At 39.3% G+C, this 24,483-nt stretch carries 17 protein-coding genes and 1 tRNA gene; 4 read left to right on the plus strand and 14 right to left on the minus strand.

All coding sequences use genetic code 11. The features are described 5' to 3' along the window. Nucleotides 1–154: 154 nt before the first annotated feature. From ATS76_RS16290 to ATS76_RS16305, 4 genes are all read right to left on the minus strand, one after another. Nucleotides 155–5,953, minus strand: a complete 5,799-nt coding sequence (locus ATS76_RS16290; protein WP_058552902.1) for a FimV/HubP family polar landmark protein — start codon at nucleotides 5,951–5,953, stop codon at nucleotides 155–157. 350 nt (nucleotides 5,954–6,303) lie between these two features. Beyond that, nucleotides 6,304–7,320, minus strand: a complete 1,017-nt coding sequence (locus tag ATS76_RS16295; RefSeq protein WP_058552903.1) for an aspartate-semialdehyde dehydrogenase — start codon at nucleotides 7,318–7,320, stop codon at nucleotides 6,304–6,306. 45 nt (nucleotides 7,321–7,365) lie between these two features. Beyond that, nucleotides 7,366–8,487, minus strand: a complete 1,122-nt coding sequence (locus ATS76_RS16300) for a 4-phosphoerythronate dehydrogenase (protein ID WP_058552904.1) — start codon at nucleotides 8,485–8,487, stop codon at nucleotides 7,366–7,368. A 153-nt stretch (nucleotides 8,488–8,640) separates the two neighbouring features. Then, the gene (locus ATS76_RS16305) at nucleotides 8,641–10,863 is read right to left on the minus strand and encodes a TonB-dependent receptor (RefSeq protein ID WP_058552905.1); all 2,223 of its coding nucleotides are present in this window, start codon (nucleotides 10,861–10,863) and stop codon (nucleotides 8,641–8,643) included. Nucleotides 10,864–11,327: 464 nt separating this feature from the next. Here ATS76_RS16305 and ATS76_RS16310 point away from each other — a divergent pair, with 464 nt between their 5' ends. Together ATS76_RS16310 and ATS76_RS16315 are read left to right on the plus strand one after the other, a co-directional pair. Then, entirely contained in the window at nucleotides 11,328–12,473 is a 1,146-nt protein-coding gene (locus ATS76_RS16310) for a porin (RefSeq protein WP_058552906.1), read from the plus strand. Nucleotides 12,474–12,485: 12 nt separating this feature from the next. After that, complete coding sequence (locus ATS76_RS16315) at nucleotides 12,486–12,893, plus strand: hypothetical protein (RefSeq protein ID WP_058404778.1); 408 nt, start codon at nucleotides 12,486–12,488, stop codon at nucleotides 12,891–12,893. A 282-nt stretch (nucleotides 12,894–13,175) separates the two neighbouring features. Here ATS76_RS16315 and ATS76_RS16320 read toward each other — a convergent pair whose 3' ends face one another. The 8 genes from ATS76_RS16320 to rlmE form a co-directional block, all read right to left on the minus strand. After that, nucleotides 13,176–14,801, minus strand: coding sequence for a methyl-accepting chemotaxis protein (locus tag ATS76_RS16320; protein ID WP_058552907.1), 1,626 nt, complete (start codon nucleotides 14,799–14,801; stop codon nucleotides 13,176–13,178). A 293-nt stretch (nucleotides 14,802–15,094) separates the two neighbouring features. Beyond that, nucleotides 15,095–15,179: transfer RNA gene (locus ATS76_RS16325), tRNA-Leu, on the minus strand. Between the two features lie 66 nt (nucleotides 15,180–15,245). Then, entirely contained in the window at nucleotides 15,246–15,599 is a 354-nt protein-coding gene (gene secG, locus ATS76_RS16330; protein ID WP_058552908.1) for a preprotein translocase subunit SecG, read from the minus strand. Nucleotide 15,600: 1 nt separating this feature from the next. Next, nucleotides 15,601–16,350, minus strand: coding sequence for a triose-phosphate isomerase (tpiA, locus tag ATS76_RS16335; protein WP_058552909.1), 750 nt, complete (start codon nucleotides 16,348–16,350; stop codon nucleotides 15,601–15,603). Nucleotides 16,351–16,421: 71 nt separating this feature from the next. Continuing rightward, entirely contained in the window at nucleotides 16,422–17,771 is a 1,350-nt protein-coding gene (glmM, locus tag ATS76_RS16340) for a phosphoglucosamine mutase (RefSeq protein WP_058552910.1), read from the minus strand. Next, a complete protein-coding gene (folP, locus tag ATS76_RS16345; protein WP_058552911.1) occupies nucleotides 17,768–18,616 on the minus strand; it encodes a dihydropteroate synthase in 849 nt (282 codons plus the stop codon). The genes glmM and folP overlap by 4 nt, the downstream gene beginning before the upstream one ends. A 114-nt stretch (nucleotides 18,617–18,730) precedes the next feature. Beyond that, a complete protein-coding gene (gene ftsH / locus ATS76_RS16350) occupies nucleotides 18,731–20,674 on the minus strand; it encodes an ATP-dependent zinc metalloprotease FtsH (protein WP_058552945.1) in 1,944 nt (647 codons plus the stop codon). A gap of 66 nt (nucleotides 20,675–20,740) precedes the next feature. Beyond that, nucleotides 20,741–21,370 carry a 23S rRNA (uridine(2552)-2'-O)-methyltransferase RlmE gene (gene rlmE / locus ATS76_RS16355; RefSeq protein ID WP_006793907.1) on the minus strand — a complete coding sequence of 210 codons (630 nt, stop codon included), beginning with the start codon at nucleotides 21,368–21,370 and terminating at the stop codon, nucleotides 20,741–20,743. Nucleotides 21,371–21,457: 87 nt separating this feature from the next. Between rlmE and yhbY the strand changes: the two genes are divergently transcribed. Further along, nucleotides 21,458–21,754 (plus strand): ribosome assembly RNA-binding protein YhbY, encoded by a 297-nt coding sequence (gene yhbY / locus ATS76_RS16360; RefSeq protein ID WP_006793908.1) that lies wholly within the window; start codon nucleotides 21,458–21,460, stop codon nucleotides 21,752–21,754. A 76-nt stretch (nucleotides 21,755–21,830) separates the two neighbouring features. Here yhbY and ATS76_RS16365 read toward each other — a convergent pair whose 3' ends face one another. Both ATS76_RS16365 and ATS76_RS16370 read right to left on the minus strand, forming a co-directional pair. Next, entirely contained in the window at nucleotides 21,831–22,346 is a 516-nt protein-coding gene (locus ATS76_RS16365) for a SixA phosphatase family protein (protein WP_058552912.1), read from the minus strand. Next, entirely contained in the window at nucleotides 22,343–23,497 is a 1,155-nt protein-coding gene (locus tag ATS76_RS16370) for a serine hydrolase domain-containing protein (protein ID WP_058552913.1), read from the minus strand. The genes ATS76_RS16365 and ATS76_RS16370 overlap by 4 nt, the downstream gene beginning before the upstream one ends. Before the next feature lie 112 nt (nucleotides 23,498–23,609). Between ATS76_RS16370 and ATS76_RS16375 the strand changes: the two genes are divergently transcribed. Further along, complete coding sequence (locus ATS76_RS16375; protein ID WP_058552914.1) at nucleotides 23,610–24,413, plus strand: hypothetical protein; 804 nt, start codon at nucleotides 23,610–23,612, stop codon at nucleotides 24,411–24,413. Nucleotides 24,414–24,483: the final 70 nt, after the last annotated feature.

Raw genomic sequence — 24,483 nt, forward strand, 5'->3', positions numbered from 1 at the left:
ATCGCTTTACCTACTGTACTAATTAACGGCGCATTTTATGCTATCTCGCGGCGCAATAAAAGCAACCGTGATGTAATCATATAAAAACAATAAAAAACCCATAATTAGCATCACTAACTATGGGTTTATAGTATTTAAATTTACATAAAAGCGATTATTGCAATTTTGCTTGCAAACTGAGCGCTTCTTCTTGAACCTCTTGAGGTCCTTTAGCTATTACGTCTTCAATTACTTTAAGCGCTGAGTCGAAATCGTCAATTTCAATATATGCGCGTGCTAAATCTAACTTAGCAGAGTAACCTCCACTTTCAGCATCAACGTCTGTTGGGTTATCACCTGCAAGCAACGCATCAAACTCACTTAAGCCCAAATCAATATTTACATCATTGTAAGGCTCATGCTCAAGTTCAGCATCGTCGCTTTGCTCGAGTAATGAATCAATATCTACAAAATCATCTTCACCTAACGGTCTAGCGTCTTCGGCTTCAGGCGCTGGCTCTTCATGATTGAAGACTTCTTCATCAACTAAGTCTTCTTTTAATAAAGAATCAAAGTCAACATCAAACTCGCTGCTATCTTCTATATCAAGCTCATCGGGAGCGGCTAACTCATTAAGCAATGAATCGAAATCGGTTTCACTTAAGTCTGCCATGAATTCATCATCAAGTGCTTCATCTGATACAAGATTAGTATCGTCTTGTGACTCAACTTGAGTTAGTTCGGCTTCACGGTCAACATTGGTTTGTTCACTTATTAAATCGTTCGATTCAGTTGTAAATGCTGGATTGTTTAGCTCATCGTTGTTATCAAGCGCTAAAGAATCCTCATCAATGTCATTCAACTCTGTGAGTAAATCATCGAGTGTATCATCGTTTAAATCGTCGAGCTCAGTATCCAGTTCATTAAACTCATCAATTAACAAATCGTCATTAAAGTCCGTTTCCGAGCTATCTAAATTATCTTCAGCAGAATTTTGATTATCAACTTCATTAGCATCGAGCTCTAAATCATCAAACTCATTATCAGAGTCATTTTCTAAACTATCTAAATTAACGTCAGTAGAAAACCCTTCATCAGTGTCATTTGATGATAGTTCAGCTTCAAGCTCTGAAACTAGCGCCTCGTCACTTGTTATTTGACTGTCGACTTCATCTAAACCTGATAAATCAGTGTCGTTATTCGATATATCAGGAAGTAGCTCTTCACCATATTCGGCCATAACAGAGTCAGGGGCTAAATCGTTATTTGATTCAGGTATATTGTTTTGGGGCTCTGCGAACTCTTCCTCTGCTGAAACCTCATCATTAATGTCTGCAATTGAACTTTCAACCTCGTCATTGGTTGCAAGCTCTGTATCTAGTTCATCTAGCTCATTATCAACGGTTGGCTCGATACCTAAATCAGATGATTCAAACTCTGCGCTATCAGGTAAATCAGTGCTATTAACTGCATCACCTGAAACGGGCACTTCATTCAAGTCAGTAACTAAAGAGCTAGACTCGTCATTAGTTTCAGGCTCTATATCTAATTCATCAAACTCATTATCAATTAATGGTTCATCATCAAAATCACTTTCCAAGCTATCCAGATCGATATTTGATGAGAGTGCTTGAGATAGTTCTTGCTCTGTTTGGCTTGGTGATAAATTCGGCTCAAGCTCAGCGTCGCGCTCCTGATCAATCGCGCTGGCGCTTTCATCATCTAAGTCTTGTTCCAGTTCCTTATTATCTGCTTTCTCAATGTCGCTTTGTGGCGTGTCTGAAATCAGTTCTTCAACACCATCTGGTACTAAAACGTTAGCTTCGTCATTAGTTTCAAGTTCTAAATGGGATTCATCAAATTCATTATCAATTAATGGTTCATCATCAAAGTCATCTTCTAAACTGTCTAAATCAATATTTGATGAGAGCGCTTCTGATAATTCTTGCTCTGTTTGGCTTGATGATAAATTTGGTTCAAGCTCAGCATCGAGTTCTTGATTAATCGCACTCGCGCTTTCATCATCTAAGTCTTGTTCCAGTTCTTTATTATCTGCTTTCTCAATGTCGCTTTGTGGCGTGTCTGAAATCAGTTCTTCAACACTTTCAGCACCAACTGAATCAAATTCTGAACCAGTGTCTAATGATGAATCTTCGTCATTAGTTTCAAGCTCTACATGTGATTCATCAAACTCATTATCAATTAATGGTTCATCATCAAAGTCATCTTCTAAACTATCTAAATCAATATTTGATGAGAGCGCTTGTGATAACTCTTGCTCTGTTTGGCTTAGTGATAGCTCTGGTTCTAGCTCTTCATCATCCGAGACTTGAGTATCATCATCCGAAAAGTCTGAAACCTCCTCTTTAGCTGTGAGGTCAGCAAGTTCTTCGTTACCATCTAATTCATTATGCTCTTCTGTTGAGGCTACTTCGGCAGCATCGCCTGATTGCAATGGTTCATTATCATCAATTACTGAGGTTGCATCAAAATAAGGATTAATATGAGGCTCATCATCAATTTCCTCATTAAGGTCACCCAACTCCGCGCCCTTAGAAATCGACTCAGCTAAGTCTTTTTCCGTTTGACTAACAACATTTTCGCCATTGTTGTTAGTAGACTCTCGTGTTTCTGAGTCATCCTCATTTAAAAGAGCTTCTGTGTTTGTTTCTGCGCTCTTATCTTCTGCTATTTCTAACTCAGGGTAATCGTCTAATTCTTGACTAGGCGTTATTGATTCTGTTTCTAGTAATTCATCCTCAAGGGATAGATCAGAATCAGTGTCTTCTGCTAATGGATCATCACCTAGATCAATCTCGACTTCTTCGATTTCATTATCTAAATCGCCCAATGTCCAATCAGGGCTTTCTATATATTCTGGATCTTCAGGTTGTTGTAATTCATTTAAAAGCTCATCTACACTTTGCAACGCATCATCGTTATATTCATCCAGTAAATCTTCTGGATCTAAAAGCGTGTCTGATGTGTCTGTAAAATCATCTGACCCAAAGTCTTCAAGCACTTGTTTAGGCTCTGGTTTAACCTCAGGCTCTTCTGCAATTTCTGGCTCTTCTTTAAGCTCTGGCTCTACTTCAAGCTCAGGCTCTTCTTCAAGCTCGGGCTCTTCTTCAAGCTCGGGCTCTTCTTCAAGCTCTGGCTCTACTTCAAGCTCAGGCTCTTCTTCAAGCTCTGGCTCTTCTGCAAGCTCTGGCTCTTCTGCAAGCTCTGGCTCTTCTGCAAGCTCTGGCTCCTCCTCAAGCTCAGGCTCTTCTTCAAGCTCTGGCTCTTCTTCAAGTTCAGGCTCTTCTGCAAGCTCTGGCTCTTCTTCAAGCTCAGGCTCTTTTTCAAGTTCAGGTTCTTCTGCAAGCTCTGGCTCTTTTTCAAGTTCAGGTTCTTCTGCAAGCTCTGGCTCTTCATCAAGCTCTGGCTCTTCTTCAAGTTCAGGCTCTTCTTCAAGTTCAGGCTCTTCTGCAAGCTCAGGCTCTTCTACAAGGTCTGGCTCTTTTTCAAGTTCAGGTTCTTCTGCAAGCTCTGGCTCTTTTTCAAGTTCAGGTTCTTCTGCAAGCTCTGGCTCTTCATCAAGCTCTGGCGCATCGGAAAGATCTTGCTTGCTCTCTAATTCTGACTCGTCAATTAATGATGTTGCTAAAGACTCAACATCATCAACATTTAACTCTTCTTGTGCCTCAGCTAAATCATCAACGGAATCAGCTAAAGCAGTATCAATATCAAAATCATCGTTTTCTTCAACTAACGCATCTGCTGTAATTTCTTCCGTTAGATCATCGCCAGCGTCATCAATTAAGCTATCAATATCATCTAAATCAAAGTCATCGCTTTCTTCGACTAACGCATCTGCTGTAATTTCTTGCGTAGAATCACCGCCAGCGTCATCAATTAAGCTATCAATGTCGTCTAAATCAAAGTCATCACTTTCTTCAACCAACGCATCGGCTGTAGTTTCTTGCGCTGAATCATCACCAGCTTCATCAATTAAGCTATCAATGTCGTCCAAGTCAAAATCATCGCTTTCTTCAACCAACGCATCGGCTGTAATTTCTTGCGTAGAATCACCGCCAGCGTCATCAATTAAGCTATCAATGTCGTCCAAGTCAAAGTCATCGCTTTCTTCAACTAACGCACCGGCTGTGACCTTTTGCGTTGAATCATCGCCAGCGTCATCAATTAAGCTATCAATGTCGTCTAAGTCAAAGTCATCGCTTTCTTCAACTAACGCATCGGCTGTAATTTCTTGCGTTGAATCATCACCAGCTTCATCAATTAAGCTATCAATGTCGTCCAAGTCAAAGTCATCGCTTTCTTCAACTAACGCATCGGCTGTGACCTTTTGCGTTGAATCATCGCCAGCGTCATCAATTAAGCTATCAATGTCGTCTAAGTCAAAGTCATCGCTTTCTTCAACTAACGCATCGGCTGTAATTTCTTGCGTTGAATCATCACCAGCTTCATCAATTAAGCTGTCAATGTCATCTAAGTCAAAATCGTCATCTTCTCCAGGAGTTTTATCCGCTGTGACTTCTGTTTCGGCGCTAGTTTGATCAAGTAAATCATCTATATCAAAATCATCGGTCGCCAGCTCTTCGCTCAGTGCCGCCATTTCATCGTTAGATTCTAAACTGTCATTGTCTGGTTCTTTTTCTGTTGGTGAGTCAAACTCAGGTAGGCTGTCATCTTCGTCAAATAAACTGTCTAAGTCATCATTACTTAAAATATCATCAGTTCCAGACGGTTCTTGGTCTAAATCTAAATCAATGTCGTCTAAGCTATCATCAGCAGTGTCGTCAAACCCTTGCTGCATAAAAATGTCAACTTCATCGTCTTCGTCACTTTCATCGTCAAAAACAATATCGTCACTGAGTAAACTTTCTAACTCATCTTGATCGAGAAGATTGTCAGATTCATCAAGCTCGTCTGTATCATCCTCTAATAAATCATCATCAGAAAGCATATCGTCTTCAAGATGATCGTCTAACTGCACACTCAAATCATCAAGTGGGTCTGGAATAATAGGATCATCAAGTGGGTCTGCTACATCATCATTTGAATATGTTGGCGTTTGCGGTAAAAACTCATCATCTTCTTGAGGCTCTTCTTGGCTATTTGCTTTTTTACGCAAAAACATAACAATACCAAAAATAATCAATAAGCCAGGAATAAACATTAATAGCCCAAGAACTATGGGATTAGATAAAAGCGCAAGCAGGTCAAAATCGCTTTCAGGCTCTACCTCTTTTGCTTTTTGCTGAGCAATTATTTCGTTTTGTTTAAGTATTAATTCTTTTAACTGCAGCTGTATTTCACTGTCTTGACCTAATTGTTGGCGAACATTTTCGAGCTCTTTAGAAATTCCAGTTAGTTGTTTTTTAAGGTTATTATTTTCAACTAAAATCTCTTCAACATTTGTTACTGAACTTTTAAATTGCTGCTGTAACTCAACTAACTTATTAGTTTGGTCTGTTTTGATCTCTTTTATTTCTTGTTGTAATTCTTTTTTTGCGTCGTCTACATCAACTTTACGTGCTTGTGTAACTTGTGTTTGAGCCGTCGTTATTTCAGTCTGTGTAAGTGTTCCGTTTTTTTTCTTTTCCCACAACTCGTCATCTTGCTCAGAACGCTGCCTAGCAAGTTGAGTATTCACACGTCTAATTTCAGATAAAGTAGGTATTTTTAAGTAAGCCCCACTTCGCATATGATTGAGGTTTTGATCTAAAAATGAGTCGGGGTTTTTGTTATACAAGGCCTGCATAACTTGATAAATACTTACTGAATTATCTGGGCGCACTTTTACAGCTATACGCCAAAGTGTATCGGTAGGTTTAATCGGACCAATAGATCGCCCTTGAGCACCATAGTCAACGCCTTTAGGCCCCTTTAATTGGGTACTATCTTGTGTATATACAGGCGTTACTACTAGTGCAGACGCTAATATTAAAAGTATAGCCAAACCGCGCATGCTGATCCTTTAATGTCTAAATGTTACAAAGCACTCTAAACTAAGTGTGTAAACATTGATTACTCTTGCCTTATCAGTCTAATGACTGACTCACATTTGTTATTACAATCTATTTTTGTTGCAAGCTCTATTCCAATTACAAACTATAAACCACTTAAGGCACAATATCCATTGCAACACATTGAAAAGAAATGCCTTAACAACACATTATTAATATTGATTTATTGAGTATTATCAGTAACTTTATTAAATATTACAAAAAGCGGCAAAAAAGTGACGCTCCTCTTAAACAAAAAACGGCAAACACATTGTGCTTACCGCTTTTAAAGAGTATTTAACATTCAAAAATGTTACATGTAGTTTGCTATTAATTCTTCAGCTATTTGAACGCTATTAGTTGCCGCGCCTTTGCGAGTATTATCACTAACAACCCACATATTTAAGCCATGAGGGTGTGAAATATCAGCACGTAAACGCCCTACATATACAGTATCGTTACCACTGGCATCTGATACTGCGGTTGGGTAATCACCTTCGTCATCAATTAGCTCAACACCAGGCGCATCATTTAGCAGCTGTTTAACGTGTTCAAAGTCATATTGCATACGTGTTTCAATATTAATAGATTCAGAATGGCCAAAAAATACTGGAACACGCACACATGTTGGGTTTATGGCAATTGTTGTGTCGCCCAATATTTTGTGCGTTTCGTTTACCATTTTCATCTCTTCGCGGGTATAGCCATTATCTTCAAAACTATCTATTTGAGGAATAACATTGAACGCTATTTGCTTTGGAAATATCTCATTATCCATTGGGCGTGCATTCATCAAATTAGCAGTTTGCTTTGCTAACTCATCAACAGCTTTTTTCCCTGCACCTGACACCGCTTGGTAGGTCGATACGTTAATGCGGTCGATACCATACGCATCGTAAATTGGTTTTAATGCCAACATCATTTGAATAGTTGAGCAATTAGGATTTGCAATAATGTTGCGATTTCTAAAATCAGCTAAACTTGAGGCGTTTACTTCCGGTACGACAAGTGGAATTTCAAAGTCATTTCTGAAGTGTGAAGTATTATCGATGACTATACACCCTGCGTCTGCTGCAATTGGGGCATATTTTTCTGAGACACTGCCACCGGCAGAAAACAATCCAATATGCGCTTGGCTAAAATCAAAGCCTTCAACGTCTTGTACTTCGATTGTCTCACCACGAAACTTAATATCTTCACCTGCACTGCGGCTGCTCGCAAGCAAAAATAGCTGATCAACCGGAAATTTACGATCTGCTAATGTTTCGATAATTTGACGCCCTACTAAACCAGTAGCACCAAGTACGGCAACGTTATATTTTTGCGACATATTTTTTCCTCTTTAAACGATATGAAAACACCGTTATATTAATAATTAGTTGGTTAGTGTAAAACCAAGTTGGCCTAAGACAGCTAGTTGCGGGCCATCACCTTTAACGGTTAAGGTGCTAAATTCTCTTCTTACAGGATAGTTTTTACGTAAACTATCAAAGCCATGAGACTCTATATGACGAAGTAAAATCCCATCATCTCTTCGTACATCGTAAATTGTATGCACTAAACGTGCTATGTCTAGCTCTGTGAAACTTGAACTAACAGTGGCCTGCGTAATAGCTGGTACCGGTAAAAAATCGCCTAACGATTTCATAGCTTCAACGCCTTTGAGTTCGCATAGCTTTTGATACAGCATTTGTGTACCTCTTGCCTTACCCTCTAGGGTATGGCCTGCAATGTGTACACTGGCATAGCGGACGTGTTCAAGTAAATCGGTCAAAATATTGGGCTCATTTTCCCATACATCAAGCACTAAATCTAAATTGGCACCGGCTTGCATTACATCAAGTAAAGCACAATTGTCGATAACATCGCCCCGGCTGGCATTAATTATCGTAGTACCCGGTTTTAAAGCACTGAGTCTTACTTTATCCATCATGTGCAAGGTTCTATGCGCACCACTTTTAATAAGTGGCACATGAAAAGTAACAATATCTGACTGTGCGAGTAACTCATCTAACTCTACATGTTCGTCAAGTAAGCCTTGCTCATGCCTAAGTGGGTCGCATAGTAGTAATTTTACATTTAATACTTTTAACTTTTGCGCTAAACAACTACCAATGTTGCCTACCCCAACAATACCTATAGTTTGCCCGTTTAGTGGGCGGGCATTCTCTTGGCTTAGCGCAAATAAGCTGCTAATAACATACTCTGCAACAGCAATGGCATTACAACCAGGCGCACTAGTAAATGTGATATTTTTTTCTTTTAGCAGCTGTGTATCTATATGGTCAATTCCAATAGTGGCTGTGCCAACAAAACTTAGCTTATTCGCTTTTGCCAATAATTCGCTGGTAACGTTGGTAACTGATCGTATGAGTAAAACATCTACGCCTATAAGTTGGTCGGGTTTTAAGTTACGTCCATCAAACCGTTCAACCTCACCAAAATCTGAAAAGTACTGCTCAACTAAAGGCATGTTTTGATCGGCAAGAATTTTCATCACAGAATCCATTTGGCAATTAAGAGGCGCCATTGTATCGAACAACCAGACCTTTGCACAAACTAAAAAGGCCGAATCAAAAACTGATCCGGCCTTTTGAGCTAAATAAAATATAATGCTTAAATTACATTCTATTTTTATGCAAACTTAAGTTTATAACTCAAAATCTTTTTTGAATTTTAAACCAAATTCACTTCGGTCGTTGCTTCTCATAACTCCAACAAAACCTGATTGTTGTAAACGACCTACATCGTATACTTCGTTCAGAACGTTTTCGCCATAAAGTGTTACTTCCATATCGCCATATGCGTTAGTGTAAGAAATGTTAAAGCCAACTAATTCACGCGAATCAATTGTTTCACTTTGGCTATATACTGACTGACCTTGCATTTCACTGCGGTATGAATAATTAGCATTAAGTGCAACAGTCGCACCGCTGTCTAAATCCATAAAGTATGATGGGGCAACCATTACAGTCCAGCGAGGTGTTAAAGCCGGTGAATCACCTTTACCAATGCCTTGAACGCCGGCATCAACCTCTGTAATTTCTGAATCTAGGTAACCTACCGCACTTCTTATTGTAAAGTCGTCAGTGATAGCAACGGTGGTTTCAAGCTCTATACCTTGTGCTTTTGATTGGCCCGCATTTTCAACAATAGTTACAAAACCACCACCCGCTGTTGGATCTGAAAACGGAAGTGCTAAATCAGTGTAATCAGTAACAAATACCGCTAACATCATAGATACGTTTTCGTGTACCTGGCCTTTCAAGCCCATTTCGTAGTTAACCGCTTTAGTTTCGTCGAACGACACAAACTGATCTGGTCCACCAAATGGACGCGGTGGGAAGCCACCAGTTTGATAACCTTTTTGAATTTGACCATACACATTCATGTTATTGCTGATTTGGTATGATGCATTAATGTCCCATGTCACCGCGTCAAAATCAGCACTTACAAACTTAGGTACAGGGAATGTTGGGAACTGCGCGTTTGCGTCTTTTTCGTCTTTAGAATAACGCAATCCACCGCCAACAGTTAAATCATCAGTTAAATCGTAGCTAGCATTAATATAAGCTGCATATGAGTTAGTTTCTTGATTAATTTCAAAGTCGCCGTAGCCACCAAATGAAGGAGTAACGCCATCATTCAACAAGCCATTTGGTGTATTGAACGGACTAAATACAAATGGACCAGAACGAGTGAAGCCATCTTCGTTAAAGAAGTAAAGACCAGAAACAAAATCCATGTTGTCGAATGTTGCATTTAACTGAAGCTCAAATGAGTACTGATCGGCTCCACCTTCTTCAGGAAATTCTGATAAGTTTAGAGGTGATGCATCATCATCGAGGCCACCTTCATACTCAGATGTACGATAGCTTGAAATAAATTTAGCTGTGTATGTATCGTTAATAGCCCAATCAGCAGTTAAAGACGTACCCCAACCAGAGTATGACGTTGACTCAATACCAGCAACAGTAGTACCTAAATCATCTGGGTCTGATGGGATCATGTCTTGTGTAAGTAATGGGAAGTCACCATTAAATACATCATTTGCATCAAGTGGTTCTGTCAGTTCAATTGTGTAAGGAGATTGACCTGACTCGTTATCAACACCGTCTAAAGAAAACGTAAATGCAAGATCTGAATTTGCTTGCCATTTAAGAGCAACACGACCGCTAAACTCTTCTTCTTCACCGATTTCTTTTTCTGGGTTCGCTAGGTTTACCGCTTCGCCAACACCGTCTCGTGTTTTGTATGACGCGCTTGCAGACATACTTACTTCGTCATTTAATGAGTTATTGAAGTAAATATCGCCAGCAATACGTCCACGACTACCTAATTTTGCAGACGTTGTTAAAATACCTTCATCACCTGGTTGTTTGGTAATAACGTTTACCGCACCACCTAACGTGTTTCGACCATATAAAGTACCTTGTGGACCGCGCAGTACTTCTACACGCTCAACATTTGGCAATGATAGGTTAGACCCCATTTGACGGCCTAAATAAACACCATCAAGGTATACACCCACACCTGGATCGGTTGTAATAATGTGATCTTGCAAGCCAATACCACGAATAAATACCGAAGCATGTGCTGCGTTACCTACACCGTAACGTGTGATGTTTAAATTTGGAACGTATTTGCCAATATCTTCAAGGTTACTCATATTGGCTTTATCAATTAAGTTAGCACCAATTGATGTGATAGCGGTTGGAGATTCAAACAAGCTCTCTGTACGTTTACGAGCTGTAACTTCGATTTTTTCAAACGCATCTTGTTTTGCAGTTGTTTTGGTTTCTTCAGCACTTACTGAGGTAGTCAAGGCAGCAACTATTGCTAGGCTTAACTGTGAGAGTTTGCGTAGTTTCAAAATATTCTCCAAAGGATACCGTAAATTATTTATTATGCATTTACTGGTGCAACCAGTAAATTTTGGGCATAAAAAAAGATGCGTGGTAGCATCTTTCCTCTGGAAGGGCATTATATTACACAATTGTGAATTTATGTATTTATTTTTTGGTAAAAATGCAAATGTTCCTTATAGGAGAAAAAATTAACACGTTGCAGCGATACTTACTTTTTATGCAATTACGGCATAAAATCTCTCGCAATAAATATACGCTCTTAAATTTAATTGGCTGAAACTTATTTTGATATTTTACTTAAAATCAGCAACCTGCATTAAAAATATCAGGCACACCCACTTAAAAAATAATAACAAAGTATTAAATCAATTGGTTTTTATCACTAACTTGCTAAATTGATTAGATATAGCTCTATTTCACTTCTATAATATGCTCGAATCAACATCTAATTAACTAATAGGAAATACATATGAAAAAGCTATCTGTAGCAGTAGCATTATGTGCGGCTTTAGCAACAAACTATGCTAGCGCCGAAGTTCGAATTAATGGCTTTGCATCAATTGTCGGTGGAAAGAGCCTTGATAGCGACAGTACCTTATATGGATATGATGATGACATTTCATTTAAAAACGAAAGTGTCTTTGCATTACAGCTATCAGCTGACCTTATGGAAAAGCTAACGGCAACAGCTCAAATTGTTGCTCGTGGTGAGAATGATTTTGACGCAGAATTTGAATGGGCTTACGTAACTTATGAACTAAGCGACGAGTTACAAATTAGTGCGGGGAAAATGCGCGCTCCATTTTTCCGCTATTCAGACTTTTTGGATGTTGGTTACGCTTACCGCTGGGTACGCCCGCCTCAGTCTGTTTATAGCATTCCTTTTTCTACCTATGAAGGTTTAAGCTTATTACACAATACACAACTTGGTGATTGGGATTCTACAGTTCAGCTAATGTACGGAAGCTACGATGGCGAATTAGATGTAATCACTGAAAAAACTCAAGGTGAACTTAACGATTTTGCTGGCATTAACTGGACGCTTGCATACGACTGGTTCAGCGTTCGTGCTGCATATTTGGTTGCAGAAACATCATTTGCACTTGACGGAACAGACCCCAGCGGCGCTGCATTAAATGGCTTAGAAGCTGCACTTCGCGCAAACAGCTTAAACACGTTAGCTGAAGATATTGCAATAAACGAAGATGACAGTTACTTCTTCGGCTTTGGCTTCTCAATTGATTATGATAATTTCTTATTTGATGCTGAATATACACAATTTGAAGTAGAAAACAGCATTTTAACTGAGCAAACACAATATTATGCATCTGTAGGTTACCGCTTGGATGACGTTATAGTCCATTTTACGTATGAAGATAATGACGATAAGCATGATGCATCTCGCTTTGACCCTATCGCAGCAGTACCAAGCCTTAATGCCGCTATAAACGGTGCCTTGACAGGTGTTCAAGCGCAAAGCAATGTATACACTATCGGCGCGCGTTACGACTTTCACCCTTCTGCAGCGTTTAAAATCGATTTTAGCCGCTTTGAAGACGATGTAACTGATACAGAAACTGATGTTGTTGCTGTTGGCGTTGACCTTGTATTTTAATTGGAGCAAATAATGAAAAAATTAATTTTAGCTAGTGCACTTTCATTGTGCTCAATTAATGCTTTTGCAGAAGTTGCGGTAATAGTTAACGCTGGAAACGCCAATGCTTTAGACGCAGATACTATTAAGAAAATATACCTTGGTAAAGCCAAATCATTTGGTGATGGTACTAAGGTAAACCCAGTAAACCAAGATGGTACCGCTGCAGCAGATGAGTTTAACGATAAAGTTGTAGGTAAATCTGGCAGCCAGCTTAATGCTTACTGGTCTAAACTTGTGTTTACAGGTAAAGGTACACCACCCGAGAAGTTAGGTTCTGATCAAGCTGTCATAGATTTTGTAGCAGCTAATGCTGATGCTATCGGCTACGTAGATAGCGCAAAAGTGAGTGGCAACGTAAAAGTAGTTGCGACCTTTTAACCGTTTAAAACGGTAAATTAAAAAACCACCAAATGGTGGTTTTTTTATGCCTGTAAAAAGTTATATCAATTGGCTTAATTAACTAAGCTATTAAAAATATGGGAAACGCGTTAATAAGCAAGGTAAAAGTTTGTTATCCAATCCCTCAATGTAAATAGTACAGTTATCGCCCAGTCTTGCACTTTAAATTGCTCTGTTATTGCAGGTCGGTAATGCCTACTAGCCTGCAAAACAAAAAAGCCTACACTTGGAGGCTCTATTGGTGTTAATTTTACCTATATATCACTCAATTCTAAATTTGGCTGTTGCATCTAGCAGGTTATCTGATAAGTAATGTAGGTTTTTAGCTACATCCCTTACAGCAAGTAATGAGTCCATAGTGTCTTCAAAAGAAACATGCATATTAGAGACATTTTCCACAACCATGGCTGCAACCGATGTTTGCTCTTCTGTCGCGGCTGCAATCTGAGAGTTCATACCGTTTATTTCTAACATTTGCTCAGCTATTTTCTCTATTGATATACCTGTTTTTTCAGCCGCTGTTGCATTATCTGTTGCCATATCACGCGCTGAGGTCATCGCAGTAACCGAGTCATTAGCAGCGGTTGTTAACGCACCTAACAATTCGCGTATTTCATTCGTTGAATGTGCGGTTCGTGAAGCAAGCTCACGTACTTCATCAGCTACTACCGCAAACCCACGACCATGTTCACCAGCGCGTGCTGCCTCAATAGCTGCGTTTAGAGCAAGTAAGTTGGTTTGATCGGCAATTGAAGTAATTACATTCAATATTTGCGATACGTTTTTTGTGTCTTCCGCAAGTTTATTAATTGTTGTTGCCGCCTGGTTAATTTCATCACTCAATGTACGAGACGCATTTACTGACATTTGTACTTGTGTACGGCTTTGTTCTACTTCTTTTTCTGCTGTTTCAGCGGCGTGTGATGCATTTGCTGCAGATTGGGAGATATCACCCACACTTTGCTTCATCTCTTCCATTGATTGCTTAACAATTTCAGCATCTGTTGTTTGTTTAGTTGTTGCACGCTCTGCCTGCTCCATGCCTTGTACTAATCGGGTAGAGTTTTCCATTAGAGGTTCACATACAGCAATTACTTCAAGTACGGTTTCTTTCAATAGCGCAATAAAAGAATTAAAGTTGATAGAAACTTGGCCAATTTCGTCTTTAGAATTTACGGTTAACTGAGTACTCAAAGACCCTTTACCATTCGCTAATAAACTTAAATTATTTGCTGCATCACTTGCTGAAGAGCCAATATTTTTTGCTATCCATATAGCCATAAATAAAAGCAGCAATAAAGACACGATAGACACAGCAAGCATTAAAGTAAGTGCATTATCAGAACGCGTGTTAGTGCTTTCAACTAATTCAAAAAAACGATTATCAGCTTTTTGTTGCGCTGCTTTAAAGCTCTCTAAAACAGAACCATAAAGACTTGTTTTTAACTGGGCTTGCTGTTGGATTTTACTAAAGTCGGCAGTGCCATTTACCATTCCATTAGCAATGGTTGCTGAGATTTTTTCGTAGTCGGCTAATTCTTTAACTACATCATTACTAATGTAGCCATTACTTATCTGCTTAATTAGATTTATATTTGATTCAATTGTTTTGTAAGTGTCATCAGCTTTGGTTATTAAGTCTTGTTCACCAAATGTCACTGCTTGTGTGTAAAGCTCATCTAGTTTTTCTAACAGTCCTACATTCGCTGATGTTAACTTTACAACTTTATATGAAGAATTCCCCATTTCATCTAAAGAAGCCCTATTATCATCTATGGCAAGAAAATTAATTAATACCATAATTATAAAAGCAACAACTGCAATACATGTTATTGCATGTATTTTTTTAGTTATGCTTAGGTTTTGAAAAGAGAAGCCTGAAGCCATACTATTTACCTTTTTGAGTTATCTAAATATATTATCGGCTCAATACTGATAAGTGTGAGTTAAATTTGTAAAATTTCTAGTTTTTTTTTCATTTTAATCATTAATTAAGCTAAAAACTAAAATTAACACAAAAAAAATAAACATTATTGGGTACACGATGTGTTTTTCGTAGAAAAGACCAACAACTTAACCTAAATTATTGTTGGTACACAAACGGTTAAAGTGTAAAAAACAATCAAAACAAATTTTAGATATAAAAAAACCAGTAGCATTGCTGCTACTGGCTTTAAATTTGGTGCGGATGGGGGGACTTGAACCCCCACGCCCGAAAGCACTACCCCCTCAAGGTAGCGTGTCTACCAATTCCACCACATCCGCATTTTAAATTTTTGTTCGCTTTTTTTATTTGTTTGAGGTTAACAAATAGCTGAACATTAAACTGTATTAGTTTGGTACGTCTGAGTTACTTTCTTCGTTAGAAGTAACAGGAACATCTTCTTCAACAGGTACCACTGTTTCTACAGCAGGGGCTGCTTCTAAGTTTTCCCATTCATCAGTCTGTTTTATCTGACCGGCTGTTAAGTTACCTAGAACAATACTCAGCACAAAAAAGACTGTCGCTAAGCTTGTTGTCGTCTTTGTCATAAAGTTACCAGCACCTGAAGAACCAAATACAGTTCCAGAAGCGCCTGCACCAAACGAAGACCCCATATCAGCACCTTTACCTTGTTGGATTAAAACCATACCAACTAAAGCTAAAGCTACAACTAAATAAACTACTAATAAAATTTCGTACATCTTATACGGTCCCTTTTGCACTGTTACAGATAGCAACAAAAGATGCTGCTTTTAGACTGGCACCTCCAATAAGGCCACCGTCAATATCTGGTTGTGCAAATAATAATTCGCTGTTTTTTTCGTTAACGCTTCCACCATATAAGATGGTAAGCCCTTGTGCTAAATCACTGTCTAAAGACGCAATTTTGTCACGGATAAATTTGTGAACAGCTTGTGCCTGTTCTGGCGATGCAGTCTTACCTGTGCCTATGGCCCAAACGGGCTCGTATGCTATCACAGAATCTTTCAGTGCTGCTACACCTAATTTTTTAATTACCGCATCTATTTGAGCAGCAATTACATGTTCTGTTTGTCCACTTTCTTGCTCTGTTTCACTCTCGCCAACACAAAGAACGGGTATTAAACCTGCTGATTGTGCTCTAGCAAATTTATCAGCAATAACATCGCTGCTCTCGTTATAAATGCTACGACGCTCTGAATGGCCAACTAGCGCATAATTTACGCCAAGGTCTTTCAATAGTTGTGCATCAACTTCACCAGTAAAAGCGCCTGGTGTGTTTTCAGATACAGTTTGAGCACCTGTATTAACACCGCTTGCAATCATTGCTGAAACAAGTGGGAATGGAGGAAATAAAATAACATCTATTTCTGGTGATTTAATGCTATTTATAGCATCCGACATATCTTTGACTAGCTCTATTGAACCATTCATTTTCCAATTGCCAGCGACCATTGCCTTACGTATTGCCATTTTCCACTCCACATTAGAAAGCGGGCGAGATATTAACTTTTCTCGCCCAAAGTTACAAGAGATTATTGTTATCAATCAGGTTGTTTGCTCATAGATTCGACAATCTCTGCAATCTTACGTGCACTGTCTAATACTATTTTTTCTTGCTCTGCTTCAACCATAACACGAACGACAGGTTCAGTGCCTGATTTACGGAGTAAAACGCGGCCTTTATTGCCTAAGCTTTGTTCCACTTCTTCGACTGCCGCAAGCACTTTTGGCGCCGTTGTAGGATCGGTACCCGGTGTATAACGCACGTTAATCATTTTCATTGGGTATTTTGTAAAACCGGCGCCTAAATCTTGAAGCGTTCTATTTTGTGCAACCATAGCAGCCAGCACTTGCAAGCTTGATATGATACCATCACCCGTTGAAATTAAGTCTAGATTAAGTACATGCCCTGAGCTCTCTCCACCAATTTTCCACCCTTTTTGCTGAAGTAATTCCATTACGTAACGATCGCCAACTTTACTTCGAGCAAACTCAATACCTTTTGCTTTTAATGCATTTTCGAGCCCCATATTTGACATCACAGTACCAACAACACCGCCACCCAATATATGATCGTTCGCTGCCTGGCACGCAATAATATAAACTAAATCGTCGCCATCAAATACGCGGCCATTATGATCAACCATCATTACGCGATCGCCGTCACCATCATAAGCTATGCCTACATCAGCTTTATGTTCAAGTACTTTACGTTTTAAGGTGTCTACATGAGTTGCACCACATTCGTGATTTATATTAACGCCATTTGGCTCACAAGCATGTGTAATTACGTCTGCACCAAGCTCTCGCATAACTGATGGTGCAATATGGTATGTTGCGCCGTTAGCGCAATCTATAACCACTTTTAGCCCCTCTAAAGACAGCCCTTGTGGAAATTGACTCTTACAAAACTCAATGTAACGGCCATCAGCACTAGCCAAACGTGTTGCTTTACCTAACTTATCTGAAGCCACACAGGTCATTTGCTCATCAAGCATGGCCTCTATTTCAAGCTCAACAGCGTCATCCAGTTTTAAGCCTTGACCATTAAAAAATTTAATGCCGTTGTCGTAATAGGGGTTATGTGAAGCGCTTATTACAATGCCAGCTTCAGCCCTAAATGTTTGTGCTAAATAAGCAACGGCTGGCGTTGGCATTGGACCTAGAAGAACAACATCAATACCGGCAGCTATTAAACCCGCTTCAAGTGCCGTCTCAAGCATGTAACCTGAAATACGCGTGTCTTTACCAATAATAACTTTTTTGGTTCCACCTTTTGATAATACACGTCCTGCAGCCCAACCTAGCTTCATTGCAAACTCAGGGTTTATAGGTGCTGTCCCCACTAAACCACGCACGCCATCTGTGCCAAAATATTTTCTTTGTTTCATTCTATTATTCCTTTTATGCACGCTTGGTAAACACCGAGTACATCTGCAGTTTCTTTTACGTCGTGAACACGAATTATTTTTGCGCCATTTTGTGCGGCAATAAGAGCGCCGGCTAAACTACCGGCCATTCGTTCACTCGTGTCTCTGTTTAACAGATTGCCAATCATCGACTTACGAGATAACCCCGCTAATAATGGCAAACCTAATTTATTGAAGTCATTAAACTTGGTTAAAATTTCGTAGTTATGGCTTAATGTTTTTCCAAATCCAAAGCCAGGGTCAAGAATAAGCTGTTGAGCTTTTATCCCCATTGTCTCACAGGCATTAATGCGACTTTTAAAAAACTCATTAATATCGCCCATTAAATCATTATACTGAGGAGACGTTTGCATACTTCGGGGCTGACCCTGCATGTGCATTAAGCAAATTGCGATATTTTCAAATTGTGCAACAACACTCAGTGCGTCAGGTTCTTGTAATGCGCGAACATCATTTACCATATCTGCCCCCGCTAAAATAGCTTGCCTCATCACCTCAGCTTTACTCGTATCGACAGAAATAACACAATCACTCTGGGCACGTATCGCCTTTATAATGGGAATTACTCGTTCAAGCTCATCATCAAGACTTACAGCCTGAGCACCCGGACGCGTTGACTCACCACCAATATCTATTATTTTTGCACCATCACTTAATAGTTTTATTGCGCGCTGTACAGCGAGATTAGGGTCTATAAACTTCCCGCCATCTGAAAATGAATCAGGGGTTACATTTAATATCCCCATAATCACAGGTTCAATTAAATTAAGCGTTCGACCATTTGGCAAATTAATAACGTTATTCATCGTGAGCCTTGTTTGCATTTCAGCATCCAAACACACTCTAACTATAAATTAGAGCGAAATTAAAACCGATACAAAAAAGCCCCGAAGTACGGGGCTTTTTTAGTATTTTAACGATTATTCAGCTTTGTCATCAACATTTGTTTCATCTTTTTTAGATGATTCTGTTGTTGATTGGCTTTCATCACTAATAGGTTCTTTTACAGAATCTGTTTGTGCTGCTTTTGGCTCATGACGGTCATGAGCATCGCGAGGCTCACGCACTGGCTGACGCGCCATTAAATCATCAATTTGCTTAGCATCAATCGTTTCGTATTTCATCAATGCATCTTTCATTGAATGAAGAATATCAATATTGTCTTTCAGTATTTTTTCGGCACGCTCGTAGTTTCTATCTGAAAATAAACGAACCTCTGCATCAATTACTTTAGCTGTATCATCCGACATGCTAGATGCGCGACTACCGCCACCACCCATGTACATTTCGTTTTGATCTTCAGCGTAAAGTAGTGGTCCAAGCTTTTCGCTTAGACCCCAATGTGTAACCATTTTACGTGCTATGTCTGTTGCACGCTCAATATCGTTACTCGCACCGGTAGTCACTTTATCGGCACCGTAAATAAGGGCTTCAGCAATTCGGCCACCATAGAGGCTAGAAATCATTGACTCTAAAAGCTCTTTAGAATGACTAACACGATCTTGCTCAGGTAAATACATAGTTACACCTAGCGCACGGCCACGTGGAATGATAGATACCTTATAAACAGGGTCATGTTCTGGCACCATGCGTCCAACAATTGCATGGCCGGCTTCGTGATATGCCGTCATTTCTTTTTCTTGCTCGCTCATCACCATGGTCTTGCGCTCTGCGCCCATCATGATTTTGTCTTTAGCGGCATCAAATTCAGCCATGTTTACAACACGTTTGTTACCACGTGCAGCATAAAGTGCAGCTTCGTTAACTAAGTTAGCTAAATCAGCCCCCGAAAAACCGGGTGTGCCGCGCGCGATTACAGCCGCATCAACGTTATCACCTAGTGGTACTTTACGCATATGTACTTTAATAATTTGTTCACGACCGCGTATATCAGGTAAACCTACTTCTACTTGACGGTCAAAACGACCAGGACGAAGTAATGCAGGGTCTAGTACGTCTGGGCGGTTAGTCGCAGCAATAACAATGATGCCTTCGTTACCACCAAAGCCATCCATTTCTACCAGCATTTGGTTTAATGTTTGCTCGCGTTCATCGTTACCGCCGCCCATACCTGCGCCACGTTTACGACCTACTGCATCAATTTCATCGATGAAGATAATACAAGGCGCTGCTTTTTTAGCTTGTTCAAACATGTCACGTACGCGCGATGCACCTACACCTACAAACATTTCTACAAAGTCAGAACCCGAAATTGTGAAAAATGGTACTTTTGCTTCACCCGCAACAGCTTTAGCGAGCAATGTTTTACCAGTACCTGGTGGGCCAACCATTAGTACACCTTTTGGAATACTACCGCCTAATTTTTGGAATTTAGACGGGTCACGCAAGAAGTCGACCAATTCGGTAACGTCTTCTTTTGCTTCATCACAACCAGCAACATCAGCGAACGTAGTTTTAATTTGGTCTTCGCTCATTAAACGTGCTTTGCTCTTACCGAATGACATAGCGCCTTTGCCGCCACCGCCTTGCATTTGACGCATGAAGAAAATCCATACACCTATAAGCAGTATCATCGGGAACCAAGAAATAAATATGCTTGCTAAAAATGATTGTTCTTCAGGTTTTACACCTTTCACATTTACATCACTTTTAAGTAAGTCATTTAAAATGTCTTTGTCGTAAATTGGCATAATGGTTTGAAAACGCTCACCATTATTTTTAGTACCGGTGATTGTTCCACTGGTGCTCTCGATTGCCACTTCTTGTATTGAGCCATTTCGGGCATCTTTCACAAACTGACTGTAACTTGTTTGACGGTCGATTTGCTCGCCACCATTAAAGCTCTGAAAGACTGACATAAGCACAACTGCAATGACCAGCCATAGTATTAAATTTTTCGCCATATCGCTCAAGGGGTTAACCTCTTGTATCCAATTAATTTAAATTCAACTAAACGCCAAGCAACTGTACTACAGTTTGTATCCAGTCGCTACTATATATACTTCCCGAGAACGGGCACGTGAGGCATCAGGTTTGCGTATTTTCACTGCTTTAAAACTATTACGTACTTCCTGCAAGTATTGATCAAAGCCTTCTCCTTGGAAAACCTTAACAATAAATGCGCCATTTTTCTTTAAAACTTGATTACACATATCTAGCGCAAGCTCGACTAAGTACATGCTTCCAGCTTGGTCCACTGAGTTATTACCACTCATATTCGGTGCCATATCAGAGAGTACCACATCAACATTTTTTCCATCAATGCGTTTTAGTAAAGCATCTAACACGGCTTCTTCGCGAAAATCACCTTGTAAAAAATCTACACCGGCTAAAGAGTCCATAGGTAAAATATCACAAGCAACAACCTGCCCTTTGTCACCTACTTTTTCGGCTAAATACTGTGACCAACTACCTGGGGCTGCCCCTAAATCCACCACAGTCATACCAGGGCGAAGTAACTTATCTCTATTTTGTACTTCATCTAATTTAAAAACCGCTCTTGAACGCCAGCCTTTTTTTTGCGCTTCCTGAACATATTTGTCATCAAAATGTTCTTTCAACCATCGCTGTGAACTGGCTGACTGTTTTTTATTTGTCATAAATTACACGCAACTAATTAGTAATATTCTCTAGATGGCGTTAGAATACCCTTAATTCAAGCCATATTCAGCAAAATTTGTATAAACATGACATTATCAAATAAACAAAAGCAGTTTTTAAAAGGCGAGGCACATAGCCTCAAGCCTGTAGTTTTACTAGGTTCTAACGGTTTAACCGAAGGCGTAGTGATGGAAATTCAAAGTGCATTAGAAATTCACGAATTAATCAAAGTTAAAGTACCGACTGATGATCGTGAAACTAAAGCGCTTATTTTTGAAGCAATCGTTCGTGAAACAGGTGCAACAAAGCTTCAAACAATTGGCCACACAATTGTGCTTTACCGCCAAAGCCCTGAGAAAAAAATTCAACTGCCGCGTAACTAATTTACTTTTTGTATAATTTATCGCTCTAAATAAAAAACCAGCTAATAGCTGGTTTTTTTTATAATTTATTTAAACCTTAATTTTCAAAAGTAAAATTCATTTCTAAGTCTTCTAGTAAATATTTTATTTCTGAACTGTGTTCTTTTTGGCTTAACAAAAAATAGCGTGAAAACTGCATTTCATTCATGGGGGCTACTTCTTCATTTGAAAGCAACACGGCAAGGTCAGGCGTTGTATTACTATGACCAATCACAGCAACTACCCCTTCCAACAACATTATTTGGTTTTTTAAATCTACCAAATCTCGAGCATTGTAAATTTGTATTCGTGAATCAAAATGCGCAGCAAGAGGTGCTGCTGTTTGTGAGGTGCGTTTATAGTTACTACTAAATACATGAACCCTATCGTATTGTTTAAATAATGAAACTAAATGCTGAGCCCGCTTATTGCCTTGTTGTGTGAGCTCCGGGTCTTTTCCCGCTAATTTTTCACTATGGCGAAAAAGGTATATTTTTTCTGGAGCCGAAAATACATAGTGGCTTTTAAATAAAACTGCACATAATAAAATAAAAACACCCTGTTTTATTTTCATACCTTCTGCTCACGTTTGTACTTTAATAACCGATTAATAAACTCGGTTGTTAATTCATTAATTAACCCAGTTTCGGCGTTTAACACCAAGCTAAAGCCAATATTTAAATGGGGGAATACCACTAAGTCGCTTCTGTATCCTTGCACCCAACCACTGTGGTAATACAAGGTTTCATTGTCGTAATTGTATACTCGCCAACCTAAACCGTAATAAGCTTCGTTAAGTTGTTTTTTCCATACCCTGCGGTACATTTCTTTTTTCGTGCGTGTGTATGGCCGAGTTTGTTTAGACAATGCATCAAGTGATAACACTTCAGGGTAGTGACCTAATTGCGCCTTTAACCAAATAGCCATATCGCTTGCACTGGCGTTAACCCCCGCAGCAGGCCCAACTTTGTAATAGTTTTTCTTAAGCTTTGCGGTGTACCACCGTTTTTTTCCACGTACGTGCGGTAGTGCATAATTGTCATCAGCTACCATGGCTTCAAAACCCAAGCTGGCATCAATCATTTTGAGTGGCTGAAAAATACCTTCATTTAGCCATTGTGAATAATCTTTATTGGTACTTTTTAAAATAACATCATCAATTAAGCTAAACATGACATTCTGATAACCGTAACATATCCCAGGCTCGCAAATAGGTTTAACTGTCACCAACTTTTGAACTATATCGGGATAGTCCATCCGCGATTCAATTAAGTTGTCGTACGCATTTGGCACCAAGCCGCTAGAGTGACTCAATAAGTGATAAACTTTTAAATCCTCTTCGTATACTGTGCCTTTAAAATCAGGTAGGTAATCACTGACGTAGTTATCTAATTTTATGAGCCCATCACTAGATAATTTTGCAGCTAGCGAACCTGCAAATGTTTTGGACACTGACGCCAATCTAAAACGAGTATGAACATTAACCTTTTGACCATTTCGGGCTTTAGTGCGACCAACTCCATGGATGTAATCACTGTTGCCTAAATTAACTATGGAGAGTGCGGCACCAGGTATGCCCTTACTCGCGAGTTTTTTTTCTGCGTAACGGCCATATTTTTTTACAAAACTATCCCAATTTGGGTCTTGCTGCGCTGCAAAACTAACGGTTGCATACACATAACACACTGCAGCTAAGCAATACTTTAAAAGTGGTAAGCGCTTCATTTTTTAATACTTTGTCTTTTTAACTGCGTCTATATGCATAATATCATGAACTTTTCTTTGGACTAACGTACAATACAAAAATTATTGTACTTTTTGTGGGTGTTAAGTATTTATGCGTTTTTTAGTTGTATTACTTTTTGTTTTATTATCATCAGGTTGTGCCATTACCAAACAACCAGCAGAGCCTTTGGCTATGCCGCTAAAGCCAGCACTAAAAACTCAAACATATCAGCTTAAATACCAAACTGAGCATGCTTCACCAAAAGTAAAGTCGGTGCAATTGCCTGCGCACAAAGTTTTACAAAATCAAACGGTAAAAATAATTACCGATAAAGCAAGCGTAACCGATACACTGCTTTCACAAATAAGCCAAGCACTTAACGATAAACAACTTAAAGTTACGAGTAAAAATAACAGTGATTACACACTTACCATTCAAAAGCTCGACTTAACATTTAAAGAAAACACACAGTACTCACTTGTCACACCAGAAAAACAATTCTCTCTGTTTAACAGTATTGCAAATCAATACCCAACGCAGCAATGTGCATCTATATTTGCAGAGGTTAACATGCGTTTAACGCACAAAGCTTCTGGTGATGTAGTGTGGTTTGCAACGTCGTCTATAGACAGCGCCAGCTTTCACCGAGAGCCGCTAATTTATAGTTTAAGTGAAGAGCAAAGAATTACAAACGAGTTAGAAGTCGTTGCGTTTATCCACCAGCAAAACACCGAAGAAGCGCGTATGGCGAGAGTGGGTAAAGAAGTGAAAATTCCTGAGTATCAAATGCTTTCTAAATTATCTAGCCTAAGCAAATTAAGTGGTCCGTGTAACCGCACAGAAGTGAGTGCGCTTACACCTATGATGCAATTTTACTTAAGCAGTATCCTAATAGATAAGATTAAAGTTCAGTAAAATTAACATTTACTACATTTTTTTACAGATTAAGGGTACACCTTAACAATATACTACACACTATAACATC

The sequence above is a fragment of the Pseudoalteromonas sp. 10-33 genome, assembly GCF_001469195.1.
Lineage (GTDB): Bacteria > Pseudomonadota > Gammaproteobacteria > Enterobacterales > Alteromonadaceae > Pseudoalteromonas.

What these genes read in the sequence shown, in the direction of transcription:
- secG (WP_058552908.1), bottom strand. Translation starts at nt 15,599, where the DNA reads ATGTACGAAATTTTATTAGTAGTTTATTTAGTTGTAGCTTTAGCTTTA.
- glmM (WP_058552910.1), bottom strand. Translation starts at nt 17,771, where the DNA reads ATGAAACAAAGAAAATATTTTGGCACAGATGGCGTGCGTGGTTTAGTG.
- ATS76_RS16320 (WP_058552907.1), bottom strand. Translation starts at nt 14,801, where the DNA reads ATGGCTTCAGGCTTCTCTTTTCAAAACCTAAGCATAACTAAAAAAATA.
- ATS76_RS16300 (WP_058552904.1), bottom strand. Translation starts at nt 8,487, where the DNA reads ATGAAAATTCTTGCCGATCAAAACATGCCTTTAGTTGAGCAGTACTTT.
- ATS76_RS16310 (WP_058552906.1), top strand. Translation starts at nt 11,328, where the DNA reads ATGAAAAAGCTATCTGTAGCAGTAGCATTATGTGCGGCTTTAGCAACA.
- ATS76_RS16295 (WP_058552903.1), bottom strand. Translation starts at nt 7,320, where the DNA reads ATGTCGCAAAAATATAACGTTGCCGTACTTGGTGCTACTGGTTTAGTA.
- folP (WP_058552911.1), bottom strand. Translation starts at nt 18,616, where the DNA reads ATGAATAACGTTATTAATTTGCCAAATGGTCGAACGCTTAATTTAATT.
- yhbY (WP_006793908.1), top strand. Translation starts at nt 21,458, where the DNA reads ATGACATTATCAAATAAACAAAAGCAGTTTTTAAAAGGCGAGGCACAT.
- tpiA (WP_058552909.1), bottom strand. Translation starts at nt 16,350, where the DNA reads ATGGCAATACGTAAGGCAATGGTCGCTGGCAATTGGAAAATGAATGGT.
- ftsH (WP_058552945.1), bottom strand. Translation starts at nt 20,674, where the DNA reads ATGGCGAAAAATTTAATACTATGGCTGGTCATTGCAGTTGTGCTTATG.
- ATS76_RS16365 (WP_058552912.1), bottom strand. Translation starts at nt 22,346, where the DNA reads ATGAAAATAAAACAGGGTGTTTTTATTTTATTATGTGCAGTTTTATTT.
- ATS76_RS16290 (WP_058552902.1), bottom strand. Translation starts at nt 5,953, where the DNA reads ATGCGCGGTTTGGCTATACTTTTAATATTAGCGTCTGCACTAGTAGTA.
- ATS76_RS16375 (WP_058552914.1), top strand. Translation starts at nt 23,610, where the DNA reads ATGCGTTTTTTAGTTGTATTACTTTTTGTTTTATTATCATCAGGTTGT.
- ATS76_RS16370 (WP_058552913.1), bottom strand. Translation starts at nt 23,497, where the DNA reads ATGAAGCGCTTACCACTTTTAAAGTATTGCTTAGCTGCAGTGTGTTAT.
- ATS76_RS16315 (WP_058404778.1), top strand. Translation starts at nt 12,486, where the DNA reads ATGAAAAAATTAATTTTAGCTAGTGCACTTTCATTGTGCTCAATTAAT.
- rlmE (WP_006793907.1), bottom strand. Translation starts at nt 21,370, where the DNA reads ATGACAAATAAAAAACAGTCAGCCAGTTCACAGCGATGGTTGAAAGAA.